We start from the raw sequence: 12,650 nt of genomic DNA, 5'->3' as shown, positions 1-12,650 counted from the left end.
TACGTGAGTGGAAACCCAATGTTTCAGCAGAAAAAGGACTGGGAAACACGAGAAAACGCTTTTGCTGCTTTCTCTATGGGGCCGCTGACCGATTTCTGGCGGCAGCGTGAGGAAGATGAGTTTACGGGCATCGGGGGCGTCCCGGTGCGTTTCGTTCGTTTCCGAAATGAAAAAAATGACCGGGTGATAGTGGTCTGCCCTGGGCGTATTGAAAGCTACGTTAAATATGCCGAGCTGGCCTATGACCTGGTCCATATGGGGTTCGATGTCCTGATCATCGACCATCGTGGACAGGGGCTGTCCGGACGTATGCTGCCGGACACGCACCGCGGGCACGTCGATCGCTTCAGCGATTACGTCGACGATTTTGCCGCGTTCTGGCAGCAGGACGTTCAGCCCGGCCCCTGGCGCAAGCGGTATATCCTTGCGCACTCCATGGGCGGCGCCATTTCGACGCTGTTTTTGCAGCGTTACGCGCACCAGTGCGACGCCATTGCGCTCACCGCGCCGATGTACGGTATCGTGATCCGTTTTCCTGACTGGATGGTGCGCCATCTTCTTGACTGGGCTGAGGGCCATCAGCGCATTCGTGAAGGTTATGCCATTGGCACAGGACGCTGGCGTGCGCTGCCGTTCGCCATCAACGTCTTAACCCACAGCCGGCAGCGTTATCGCCGCAACCTGCGCTTTTATGCCGATGAACCGCGCTTGCGCGTCGGCGGCCCGACCTGGCACTGGGTGCGGGAGGGGATTCTGGCCGGTGAGCAGGTGCTGGCGGGCGTAGGCGATGATGACACGCCGACGCTTCTGATCCAGGCGGAAGAAGAGCGTGTGGTGGATAACCGCATGCATGACCGCTATTGTGAACTGCGCGCTGCAGCCGGTCACCCTTGTGAAGGGGGTAAACCGCTGGTCATTAACGGCGCGTTCCATGAGATCCTTTTTGAAAAGGACGCTATGCGCTCAGTCGCGCTTAACGCCATTGTTGAATTTTTCAACAGGCATAATTGATTCTTGTTTTCCACCAGAGGTTGAAATCCCTATGTACCAGGTTGTTGCATCTGATTTAGATGGCACGCTGCTTTCCCCCGACCACACCCTGTCGCCTTACGCGAAAGAGACCTTAAAACTCCTGACTGCCCGTGGCGTGAACTTTGTGTTCGCCACCGGCCGCCACCATGTGGACGTGGGGCAGATCCGCGATAATCTTGAGATCAAATCGTACATGATCACCTCCAACGGTGCGCGCGTGCATGATACCGACGGCAACCTGATCTTTACCCACAACCTGGATCGCGATATCGCCGCCGATCTGTTCGGCGTGGTGCATAACAACCCGGCTATCGTCACTAACGTTTACCGCGACGACGACTGGTTTATGAACCGCCATCGCCCGGATGAAATGCGTTTCTTCAAGGAAGCGGTATTCAACTACTCCCTCTACGAACCGGGCCTGCTGGAGCCGGAAGGGATCAGCAAGGTGTTCTTCACCTGTGACAGCCACGAAGAGCTGCTCCCGCTGGAACAGGCGATCAACGCCCGCTGGGGCGATCGCGTCAACGTGAGCTTCTCAACCCTGACCTGTCTGGAAGTAATGGCGGGAGGCGTCTCTAAAGGTCACGCGCTGGAAGCCGTTGCGAAACGTCTGGGCTTCGGGCTGAAAGACTGTATCGCCTTCGGTGACGGCATGAACGACGCCGAGATGCTTTCGATGGCGGGCAAGGGCTGCATCATGCAGAACGCGCACCAGCGTCTGAAGGATCTGCACCCTGAGCTGGAAGTGATTGGTTCTAACGCTGACAACGCGGTACCGAAGTATCTGCGCAAACTGTTCCTTGAATAATCTTCATTCGGTTGTTTATTGCTCAGTTGTCAACTAAAGAGTTCGCTACAATGCCTCTCCTTCTTTCTGAGAGACAAGCATTGTGGCGCTACTCATTATCACCACTATCCTGTGGGCCTTCTCCTTTAGCCTGATTGGCGAATACCTTGCCGGTTCGGTCGACAGCTACTTCTCGGTGCTGATGCGCGTGGGGCTGGCGGCGCTGGTGTTCCTGCCGTTTCTGCGCGCGCGCGGGCAATCGCTGAAAACGATTGTGCTGTATATGCTGGTGGGAGCGATGCAGCTCGGCATCATGTATTTGTTCAGCTTCCGGGCCTACGTCTACCTGTCCGTCTCTGAATTCCTGCTCTTTACCGTGCTGACGCCGCTCTATATCACGCTGATTTATGACCTGCTCAGCAGACGCCGTCTGCGCTGGGGATACCTGCTGAGCGCCGCGCTGGCGGTGATCGGCGCGGCGATTATTCGCTATGACAAAGTCAGCGATCACTTCTGGACCGGGCTGATGTTCGTCCAGCTTGCCAACATCAGCTTCGCCATCGGCATGGTGGGCTACAAACGCCTGATGGAAACCCGCCCGATGCCGCAGCATAACGCGTTTGCCTGGTTCTATATGGGCGCCGCGATTGTCGCGGTGGCGGCGTGGTTTATGCTCGGTAATCCGCAAAAGCTGCCGACCACCGCCGTGCAGTGGGGCGTTCTGGTCTGGCTGGGCGTAGTGGCGTCAGGGCTGGGGTACTTCATGTGGAACTACGGCGCTACGCAGGTAGACGCCGGTACGCTGGGGATCATGAACAACGTGCATGTTCCGGCAGGGCTGCTGGTCAACCTCGCCATCTGGCAGCAACAGCCGCACTGGCCGAGCTTTATTATTGGGGGAGCGGTGATCCTGGCTTCGCTGTGGGTCCATCGCCGATGGGTCGCTCCGCGCTCCGCACAAACGGAAGATGGTCGCACGCGTGGTTCCGCGCTGAGCGAATAAACGCCTCCGTAATCGGCTGACGCTGCTCGCCATCGCGCACGGCAGCGTACAGCCGGCTCCACAGTCCTTCACCCAGGGTTTTGGTCTGCACCAGACCCTGGCGTTCAAAACTCTCCACCACCCAGTGCGGCAGCGCCGCGATACCCATTCTGGCCGCCACCATCTGAATCAGCAGTAGGGTGTTATCCACGCTTTTCAGCTGCGGGCTAATGCCTGCCGGCTGCAGGAAGTGGCGCCAGATATCCAGGCGGCTGCGCTGCACCGGATAAATCAGCAGCGTTTCTGTCGCCAGGTCTTCCGGCGTGATGCGCGTTTTGGCGGCCAGCGGGTGGTCCGGCGCCAGCACCAGGCGCACTTCATAATCAAACATCGGCGAATAGTGCAGGCCGCTGCGCGGCAGGATGTCAGAGGTCATGACCAGATCCAGCTCGCCCTGCTGCAGCGACGGCTGCGGGTCAAAGGTCACACCGGATTTGAAGTCCATCTCCACCTGCGGCCACTTCTGGCGGAAGTTTTCAAGCGCGGGGGTCAGCCACTGAATACAGCTGTGGCACTCAATGGCGATGCGCAGTTTGGTCTGCTGCGGTTCGTTACACGCCTGCAGCGCGCTCGCGATTTGCGGCAGTACCTGATTCGCCAGCTGAAGAAGAATTTCACCCTGCGGCGTAAAGCGTAGCGGCTGGCTCTTACGCACAAAAAGACGGAAGCCGAGGCGTTGTTCCAGATCGCTGAACTGGTGAGAAAGGGCGGACTGGGTCTGGTGCAGCGTGGCCGCAGCCGCCGCGAGCGAACCGCAGTTCCGCAACGCTTGTAGCGTTTTCAGGTGTTTAATCTCGATCATGAAAGTCCTTCACTTCGCCATGAACATATTGCGCTTGAGGAATATACAGTACCTGCCAATTATAGAAGTGTAAACATCTGGACGTCTAAATAACGAATTTCACAAGGGGCACACCATGACAATCCGCAATCACACTCTCGGTTTCCCTCGCGTCGGCCTGCGTCGCGAGCTGAAAAAAGCGCAAGAAAGCTACTGGGCGGGTAATGCCACCCGTGAAGAACTGCTGGCGGCAGGACGCGAGCTGCGCGCCCGCCATTGGGATCAGCAAAAACAGGCGGGCATTGACCTGCTGCCGGTGGGCGATTTCGCCTGGTACGACCATGTTCTGACGACCAGCCTGCTGCTTGGCAACGTGCCGGCTCGTCATCAGAACAAAGATGGATCGGTAGATATCGATACCCTGTTCCGCATCGGCCGTGGCCGCGCGCCGACGGGTGAGCCAGCGGCAGCGGCGGAAATGACCAAGTGGTTTAACACCAACTATCACTATATGGTGCCGGAGTTCGTCAAAGGTCAGCAGTTCAGGCTGGCCTGGACGCAGCTTCTGGACGAAGTGGATGAAGCGCTGGCGCTGGGCCACCAGGTGAAGCCGGTGCTGCTCGGGCCGGTAACGTACCTGTGGCTGGGCAAAGTAAAGGGCGAGCCGTTTGACCGACTCAGCCTGCTGAAAGATATTCTGCCGGTCTACAAACAGGTATTGAGTGAGCTGGGCAAACGCGGCATTCAGTGGGTGCAAATCGACGAACCGGCGCTGGTGCTTGAGCTGCCGCAGGATTGGCTGGATGCCTTCAAACCGGCGTATGACGCGCTCACCGGGCAGGTGAAGCTGCTGCTCACGACCTATTTTGAAGGCGTGACGCCGAACCTGAAGACCATTACCGCGCTGCCGGTCCAGGGCCTGCACGTTGACCTCGTACACGGTAAAGATGATGTGGCGGAGCTGCACAAGCGTTTGCCAGCGGACTGGCTGCTCTCTGCCGGGCTGATCAACGGCCGTAACGTCTGGCGCGCCGATCTCACCGAGAAATACGCGCAAATCAAAGACATCGTCGGCAAACGTGAGCTGTGGGTGGCCTCGTCCTGTTCGCTGCTGCACAGCCCGATCGATCTGAGCGTAGAGACCCGTCTGGATGCCGAGGTGAAAAGCTGGTTTGCTTTCGCCCTGCAAAAATGTGAAGAGCTGACGCTGCTGCGCGACGCGCTGAACAGCGGCGACACGGCGGCGATTACCGAATGGAGCGCGCCGACCCAGGCGCGCCGTCACTCGGCGCGCGTGCACAACCCGGCGGTGGAAAAACGCCTGGCGGCCATCACCGCCCGGGACAGCCAGCGGCAGAGCCCGTACGAGGTGCGCGCTGAAGCGCAGCGCGCCCGCTTCAATCTGCCCGCGTGGCCAACAACGACGATCGGTTCTTTCCCGCAAACTACGGAGATCCGCGGCCTGCGCCTGGACTTTAAAAAGGGCAATCTGGATGCGAATCACTACCGCACCGGCATCGCGGAACACATCAAGCAGGCGATTATCGAGCAGGAACGCCTGGGGCTGGACGTGCTGGTGCACGGCGAGGCCGAGCGTAACGACATGGTGGAATACTTCGGTGAGCACCTGGACGGCTTTGTCTTTACCCAGAACGGCTGGGTGCAGAGCTACGGCTCACGCTGCGTGAAGCCGCCGGTGGTTATCGGTGACGTCAGCCGCCCGGAAGCGATCACCGTGGAGTGGGCGAAGTATGCCCAGTCCCTGACCGACAAGCCGGTAAAAGGGATGCTCACCGGTCCGGTGACCATTCTCTGCTGGTCGTTCCCGCGTGAAGACGTGACTCGTGAAACCATTGCCAAACAGATCGCCCTGGCGCTGCGTGATGAGGTGGCGGATCTGGAAGCGGCAGGCATTGGCATTATTCAGATTGACGAACCGGCCCTGCGCGAAGGCTTGCCGCTGCGCCGCAGCGACTGGGATGCCTACCTGCAGTGGGGCGTGGAAGCGTTCCGCATCAACGCCGCGGTGGCGAAGGACGACACCCAGATCCACACCCACATGTGTTACTGCGAATTCAACGACATCATGGATTCGATTGCCGCGCTGGACGCCGACGTGATCACCATCGAGACCTCGCGTTCAGACATGGAGCTGCTGGAGTCGTTTGAAGAGTTCGACTACCCGAATGAAATCGGGCCGGGCGTGTACGACATTCACTCCCCTAACGTGCCGAGCGTGGAGTGGATTGAAGCCCTGCTGAAAAAAGCGGCCCAGCGCATTCCGGCAGAGCGCCTGTGGGTGAATCCGGACTGCGGACTGAAAACCCGCGGCTGGCCGGAGACGCGCGCGGCGCTGGCGAACATGGTGAAGGCGGCGCAGAACCTGCGTCAGGCTTGATGATACGTAGGCCCGGTAAGGCGTAGCCGCCACCGGGCTTTTTTTATTACGCTTTCTTAACGCCGTACTGGCTAAACCACGCCAGCATTCTTTGCCAGCCATCTTTGGCTGATTCTGCGTGATAGCTCGGACGATAATCGGCGTTAAACGCGTGCCCGGCATCCGGATACACCACGATCTCTGCCTTCGCATTGGCCGCACGGAGCGCATGGCGCATGGTCTCTACCGAATCCAGCGAAATACCGGTGTCCTGACCGCCGTAAAGCCCTAACACGGGGGCGTTTAGCTCCGTGGCGATATCGACGGGATGTTTCGGTGAATTCAGCGTTTTCTCACCCACCAGTTTGCCGTACCAGGCGACAGCGGCTTTGAGCTGCGGGTTATGCGCGGCATACAGCCAGCTAATGCGTCCACCCCAGCAGAAACCCGTGACCAGCAGACGATGCGGATCGCCGCCGTTGCGCGCCGCCCAGCTGGCGACGTGGTCGAGATCGGCCAGCACCTGCGCGTCCGGGACTTTGCTCACCAGGTTGCTGAGCAATGTTGGAATATCGCTGTAGTCGTTCGGATCGCCCTGACGGAAGTAGAGCTCTGGCGCAACGGCCAGATACCCTTCCAGCGCCAGTCGGCGGCAGAGGTCGCGAATGTGTTCGTGAACACCAAATATCTCCTGAATCACAATCACGATAGGCAGCGGACCGTCTGCCGATTTTGGCCGTGCGTGATAAGCAGGCATATTCTCCCCCTGCGAGGGAATGGAGGTCTCGCCCGCGGTAATTGCCGCTTCTGGCGTCGACACGATGGTTGAAGCATGTGGGGCCGCAGCAGGTGCAAAACCGGTTTTTTCAGTCATGGCATTCTCCGTACCAATGAGTTAGCGCAAAGGTAAATATAGACACCAGGTTAACAACTCACAGTGCCTTAAACGGTCTATCTTTTGTGCAGCACCTGGCGTTATAACTTGTTAATGTGATGTGAATCACTTTTTTATGGAAATTCAATGTAATAATTTTCATTCATGGTGAGGTGTGTCACGAAAATATGCTTACTGCTTCTGTAAAGTACCGTTTTACTTCTTCTGACTAACCGACCCACAGAGGAGTCACCTATGTCTAAGTCTGATGTTTTTCATCTCGGCCTCACCAAAAACGATTTACAAGGGGCTACGCTCGCTATCGTCCCTGGCGATCCTGAGCGTGTGGAAAAGATCGCCGCGCTGATGGATAAGCCGGTCAAGCTGGCTGCCCATCGTGAGTTCACCACCTGGCGCGCAGAGCTGGATGGCAAAGCGGTGATCGTGTGCTCTACCGGTATCGGTGGTCCGTCTACGTCTATTGCTGTTGAAGAGCTGGCACAGCTGGGCATCCGTACTTTCCTGCGTATTGGTACCACTGGCGCTATCCAGCCGCACATCAACGTCGGCGACGTGCTGGTCACGACCGCGTCCGTTCGTCTGGACGGCGCAAGCCAGCACTTTGCACCGATGGAATTCCCGGCAGTGGCTGATTTCGAATGCACCACCGCGCTGGTTGAAGCTGCGAAATCCGTGGGCGCAACCACCCACGTGGGCGTCACCGCCTCTTCCGACACCTTCTACCCGGGCCAGGAGCGTTACGACACCTTCTCAGGCCGCGTGGTTAGCCGTTTCAAAGGCTCAATGGAAGAGTGGCAGTCCATGGGCGTGATGAACTACGAAATGGAATCCGCAACGCTGCTGACCATGTGCGCAAGCCAGGGTCTGCGTGCCGGTATGGTGGCGGGCGTTATCGTCAACCGTACCCAGCAGGAGATCCCGAACGCCGAAACCATGAAGCAGACCGAAAGTCATGCAGTGAAAATCGTGGTGGAAGCAGCGCGTCGTCTGATCTGATCCTCTCTTCTGTAATCAAAGGCCGACGCGTTCGGCCTTTATTTTTTGCGTAGCGCCTCGTAGGAAAACCCTTTCAAACTGGACGTTTATACAGCACAATTCTATTTTGTGCGGGTAATACGTTGATGCAGGGGGCATTGTGGATATCTCAATCCTGATTTACGCGGTGATTGCGCTGGTGGGCTTAGGGATTGGCTGGCTGATTTCCAGCTACCAGCATGCGCAGCAGAAGGCCGACCAGCTGGCCGAGCGAGAAGAGATGGTCGCCGATTTAAGTGCGACAAAACAGCAGCTTGCTTTGAGCGAACACTGGCGCGACGAGTGCGAATTGCTTAATAACGAGCTGCGTAATCTGCGAGACATCAATACGTCACTGGAGGCCGATCTCCGCGAAGTGACCACCCGCCTTGAATCCACCCAGCTGCATGCGGAAGACAAAATCCGCCAGATGATCAACAGCGAGCAGCGCCTCAGCGAACAGTTTGAGAACCTCGCCAACCGAATTTTTGAGCACAGCAACCGCCGCGTTGACGAACAGAACCGCCAGAGCCTGAACAGCCTGCTGACGCCGCTGCGCGAACAGCTGGACGGTTTTCGCCGTCAGGTGCAGGACAGCTTTGGTCAGGAAGCCCGCGAGCGGCACACGCTGGCGCATGAGATTCGCAATCTCCAACAGCTGAATGCGCAAATGGCGCAGGAAGCGGTCAACCTGACCCGCGCGCTGAAAGGGGATAACAAAACCCAGGGCAACTGGGGAGAAGTGGTGCTGACCCGCGTGCTGGAGGCCTCTGGTCTGCGCGAAGGATACGAATACGAAACGCAGGTGAGTATCGAAAACGATGCCCGCTCGCGCATGCAGCCGGATGTCATCGTGCGGCTGCCGCAGGGTAAAGATGTGGTGATTGACGCCAAAATGACGCTGGTGGCGTATGAACGCTACTTTAATGCGGACGATGACTACACCCGCGAGTCTGCGCTGCAGGAGCACATTGCCTCCGTACGTAATCATATTCGCCTGCTTGGCAGAAAAGACTACCAGCAGCTGCCGGGTTTGCGCTCGCTGGACTATGTTCTGATGTTCATCCCGGTAGAACCCGCGTTCCTGCTGGCACTCGACAGACAGCCCGAGCTTATCACCGAAGCGCTCAAAAATAACATTATGCTGGTCAGCCCCACCACGCTGCTGGTGGCGTTACGCACCATTGCGAACCTGTGGCGCTATGAGCACCAGAGCCGCAACGCGCAGCAGATTGCCGATCGTGCCAGCAAGCTGTACGACAAAATGCGCCTCTTCGTGGACGACATGTCTTCAGTCGGGCAGAGCCTGGATCGTGCGCAGGATAACTACCGCCAGGCGATGAAAAAACTCGCCTCCGGACGCGGCAATCTGCTGGCACAGGCTGAATCATTCCGCAGCTTGGGGGTTGAGGTTAAACGCGAGATTAATCCGGAATTGGTCGAACAGGCCACCGCCCAGGACGAAGAATTTCGCCTGCGAGAAGGTGCGAACGAACAAAAGACAAACAGTGAAGACAACACGTTAGCGGCGGATTTGTCACCAGACGAGACTCCTGCGCGTTTCATTCACGGTGGTTGAAACGTAGGGCAAACGCGCCCAATCTGTTACACTTCACGAACATTTTACTGATAAGCAGGCTCTGAGATGGCTGACGATTCACAAGACACAACGCACTTTGGCTTTCAGACTGTCGCCAAAGCGCAGAAAGCTGACATGGTGGCCCACGTATTTCATTCCGTGGCGGCGAAGTACGATGTGATGAATGACCTGATGTCGTTCGGCATTCATCGCTTGTGGAAGCGCTTCACCATTGACTGCAGCGGCGTACGTCGTGGACAAACGGTGCTGGATTTAGCCGGCGGCACGGGCGATTTAACCGCCAAATTCTCCCGTCTGGTGGGCGAAACCGGTCGCGTAGTTCTCGCCGATATTAATGACTCCATGCTGAAAATGGGACGCGAAAAGCTGCGTAACATCGGCGTGGTGGGGAATGTGGAGTATGTGCAGGCAAACGCCGAAGCGCTGCCATTCCCGGACAATACCTTTGACTGCATCACGATCTCTTTCGGTCTGCGTAACGTGACCGATAAAGAAAAAGCGCTGCGCTCTATGTACCGCGTGCTGAAGCCGGGTGGACGTCTGCTGGTGCTCGAGTTCTCTAAACCGATCATTGAGCCGCTGAGCAAAGCCTACGACGCCTATTCCTTCCACGTGCTGCCGCGTATTGGTGAGCTGGTGGCTAACGACGCTGAAAGCTACCGCTATCTGGCGGAGTCTATCCGTATGCACCCGGATCAGGACACATTAAAAGCCATGATGCAGGACGCGGAATTTGAGAACGTTGAATATTTCAACCTGACGGCCGGTGTCGTCGCGCTGCATCGCGGTTACAAATTCTGAGTGGAGGTGTCCCGTGCCCTTTAAACCCTTAGTCTCCGCAGGCGTCGAGAATGTACTGAACGCTTTTCTGTATCGCGCCCCGGCGCTGAAAGCTGCACGTCAGCGGCTTAACGGGAAGGTATTACGCATTGTTTTAAAAGAGTTATCGACGCCGCTTGTGCTGGTATTCAGCGAACGTCAGCTTGACGTTCTGGGGGCGTGGGAAGGTGAGGCCGACTGCTCGGTCATCACGCACATGAGCGTGCTGCCAAAACTGCGCGATCGCCAGCAATTAACGGCGCTTATCCGCAGCGGTGAGCTGGAAGTGGAGGGCGACATTCAGGTCGTGCAGAACTTCGTTGCGCTCACCGATCTGGCGGAGTTCGACCCGGCAGAGCTGCTCGCGCCTTTTATCGGCGACATTGCCGCCGAAGGCATCGGGAAAGTCCTTCATGGCGGCGCCTCCTTTGCGCGTAAAAACCTTCAGCGCCAGCAACGCTATGCGGCGGAAGTGCTGACTGAGGAGTGGCGAATGGCGCCCGGGCCACTGGAAGTTGCATGGTTTGCGGAAGAGACCGCTGCTGTTGAACGTGCGGTTGATGCGTTAACCAAACGGCTGGAAAAACTGGAGGGCAAATGACGCCTGGTGAAATTCGGCGCCTCTATTTTATTATTCGCACCTTTTTGAGCTACGGGCTCGACGAGCTTATCCCCAAAATGCGTATCACGCTGCCGCTTCGTATCTGGCGGCGGATGCTCTTCTGGATGCCCAATCGCCATAAAGGTCAACCGCTGGGTGAGCGTCTGCGCCTGGCGCTGCAGGAGCTCGGCCCGGTTTGGATTAAATTCGGACAGATGCTGTCGACCCGCCGCGATCTCTTCCCGCCTCTGATTGCCGATGAGCTTGCGATGCTGCAGGATCGCGTCGCACCGTTTGACGGCGCGCGCGCGAAAAAGCAAATTGAAGAGGCGATGGGAAATGTCCCCGTCGAGACCTGGTTTGACGATTTCGACATTAAGCCACTGGCATCGGCCTCTATCGCGCAGGTGCACACCGCGCGTCTGAAAGAAAACGGCAAAGAAGTCGTTATTAAAGTCATTCGTCCGGACATCCTGCCAGTCATCAAAGCGGACATGAAGCTGATTTATCGGCTGGCGCGCTGGGTGCCACGCCTGCTGCCGGACGGGCGTCGCCTTCGTCCACTGGAAGTGGTGCGGGAATATGAAAAAACGCTGATTGATGAGCTTAACCTGCTGCGTGAATCGGCGAATGCCATTCAGCTGCGTCGCAACTTTGAAAACAGCCCGATGCTCTATGTACCTGAAGTCTATTCTGACTACTGCAGCCAGAACATGATGGTGATGGAACGTATCTACGGTATTCCGGTTTCGGATGTGGTCGCCCTGGAGAAACAGGGAACGAACATGAAGCTCCTGGCTGAACGAGGCGTACAGGTCTTCTTTACCCAGGTGTTCCGCGACAGCTTTTTCCATGCGGACATGCATCCGGGCAATATCTTCGTGAGCTACGAACATCCTGAGGATCCGAAGTATATCGGTATCGACTGCGGGATTGTGGGGTCGCTGAACAAAGAAGATAAACGGTATCTGGCTGAGAACTTCATCGCGTTTTTCAACCGCGACTACCGTAAGGTGGCCGAGCTGCACGTCGATTCCGGCTGGGTGCCGCCGGACACCAACGTCGAAGAGTTCGAGTTCGCGATCCGGACCGTTTGTGAACCGATTTTTGAAAAACCGCTGGCGGAAATTTCCTTCGGGCATGTGCTGTTAAACCTGTTCAACACGGCTCGCCGCTTTAATATGGAAGTTCAGCCACAGCTAGTTTTACTCCAGAAAACATTACTTTACGTTGAGGGTGTAGGCCGACAGCTCTATCCTCAGTTAGACTTGTGGAAGACCGCGAAACCTTTCCTTGAATCCTGGATTAAGGATCAGGTTGGCATTCCGGCGCTGGTGCGCTCGCTGAAAGAGAAAGGCCCGTTCTGGATAGAAAAAATGCCTGAAATTCCTGAACTGGTTTATGACAGTTTGCGTCAGAGCAAGAACCTTCAGCACAGCATGGATAAAATCGCCCGCGAACTTCAGTCCAGCCGTGTTCGCCAGGGGCAGTCACGTTATCTCTTTGGGATTGGCGCAACGCTGCTGCTGAGCGGTACGCTGCTGCTGATCAACCGTCCGGACTGGCAGATGATGCCCGCCTGGCTGATGGCTGGCGGAGTGGTAGTCTGGCTAGCAGGCTGGCGAAAAACGCGCTGAGCGTGCGTCGCTATCGACGGGTCGCATACGTATAATGCGGCCTGACTCATTAATCATCTATC

Annotated in this window: 11 protein-coding genes; 9 read left to right on the top strand and 2 right to left on the bottom strand. The window is 57.1% G+C overall.

Features of this window, described 5'->3' with window-relative positions; all coding sequences use genetic code 11:
• Positions 1-18: 18 nt before the first annotated feature.
• The 3 genes from pldB to UR289_RS20950 all read left to right on the top strand — a co-directional run bounded on the left by pldB (position 19) and on the right by UR289_RS20950 (position 2,825).
• The gene (gene pldB, locus UR289_RS20960; RefSeq protein ID WP_033146896.1) at positions 19-1,011 is read left to right on the top strand and encodes a lysophospholipase L2; all 993 of its coding nucleotides are present in this window, start codon (positions 19-21) and stop codon (positions 1,009-1,011) included.
• A 31-nt stretch (positions 1,012-1,042) separates the two neighbouring features.
• Entirely contained in the window at positions 1,043-1,843 is an 801-nt protein-coding gene (gene yigL / locus UR289_RS20955) for a sugar/pyridoxal phosphate phosphatase YigL (protein WP_029741831.1), read from the top strand.
• Between the two features lie 82 nt (positions 1,844-1,925).
• Positions 1,926-2,825 carry a carboxylate/amino acid/amine transporter gene (locus tag UR289_RS20950; protein WP_039264251.1) on the top strand — a complete coding sequence of 300 codons (900 nt, stop codon included), beginning with the start codon at positions 1,926-1,928 and terminating at the stop codon, positions 2,823-2,825.
• Here the strand turns inward: UR289_RS20950 and metR are convergent.
• Complete coding sequence (gene metR, locus UR289_RS20945; protein ID WP_023309616.1) at positions 2,713-3,666, bottom strand: HTH-type transcriptional regulator MetR; 954 nt, start codon at positions 3,664-3,666, stop codon at positions 2,713-2,715. The two genes, UR289_RS20950 and metR, sit on opposite strands and share 113 nt — an antisense overlap.
• A 115-nt stretch (positions 3,667-3,781) precedes the next feature.
• Between metR and metE the strand changes: the two genes are divergently transcribed.
• The gene (gene metE / locus UR289_RS20940) at positions 3,782-6,043 is read left to right on the top strand and encodes a 5-methyltetrahydropteroyltriglutamate--homocysteine S-methyltransferase (protein WP_033146892.1); all 2,262 of its coding nucleotides are present in this window, start codon (positions 3,782-3,784) and stop codon (positions 6,041-6,043) included.
• Positions 6,044-6,089: 46 nt separating this feature from the next.
• Here the strand turns inward: metE and UR289_RS20935 are convergent, their stop codons facing one another.
• Positions 6,090-6,896: a dienelactone hydrolase family protein gene (locus UR289_RS20935; protein ID WP_320711514.1), complete on the bottom strand. Its 807-nt coding sequence runs from the start codon at positions 6,894-6,896 to the stop codon at positions 6,090-6,092.
• A gap of 255 nt (positions 6,897-7,151) precedes the next feature.
• On the opposite strand from UR289_RS20935, the gene udp reads away from it, so the two are divergent.
• From udp to ubiB, 5 genes are all read left to right on the top strand, one after another.
• Positions 7,152-7,913: a uridine phosphorylase gene (gene udp / locus UR289_RS20930; protein ID WP_214539137.1), complete on the top strand. Its 762-nt coding sequence runs from the start codon at positions 7,152-7,154 to the stop codon at positions 7,911-7,913.
• 139 nt (positions 7,914-8,052) lie between these two features.
• Positions 8,053-9,510 carry a DNA recombination protein RmuC gene (gene rmuC / locus UR289_RS20925; RefSeq protein ID WP_320711512.1) on the top strand — a complete coding sequence of 486 codons (1,458 nt, stop codon included), beginning with the start codon at positions 8,053-8,055 and terminating at the stop codon, positions 9,508-9,510.
• A 66-nt stretch (positions 9,511-9,576) separates the two neighbouring features.
• Positions 9,577-10,332, top strand: a complete 756-nt coding sequence (gene ubiE / locus UR289_RS20920) for a bifunctional demethylmenaquinone methyltransferase/2-methoxy-6-polyprenyl-1,4-benzoquinol methylase UbiE (protein WP_023309612.1) — start codon at positions 9,577-9,579, stop codon at positions 10,330-10,332.
• A gap of 13 nt (positions 10,333-10,345) precedes the next feature.
• Positions 10,346-10,951, top strand: a complete 606-nt coding sequence (ubiJ, locus tag UR289_RS20915) for a ubiquinone biosynthesis protein UbiJ (protein WP_320711510.1) — start codon at positions 10,346-10,348, stop codon at positions 10,949-10,951.
• Positions 10,948-12,588: a ubiquinone biosynthesis regulatory protein kinase UbiB gene (gene ubiB / locus UR289_RS20910; RefSeq protein ID WP_029741825.1), complete on the top strand. Its 1,641-nt coding sequence runs from the start codon at positions 10,948-10,950 to the stop codon at positions 12,586-12,588. The genes ubiJ and ubiB overlap by 4 nt, the downstream gene beginning before the upstream one ends.
• Positions 12,589-12,650: the final 62 nt, after the last annotated feature.

Source organism: Enterobacter sp. 302C9 (assembly GCF_034106085.1).
Taxonomy (GTDB): domain Bacteria; phylum Pseudomonadota; class Gammaproteobacteria; order Enterobacterales; family Enterobacteriaceae; genus Enterobacter; species Enterobacter asburiae_B.
This window is presented reverse-complemented; position numbering and strand designations above follow the sequence as displayed.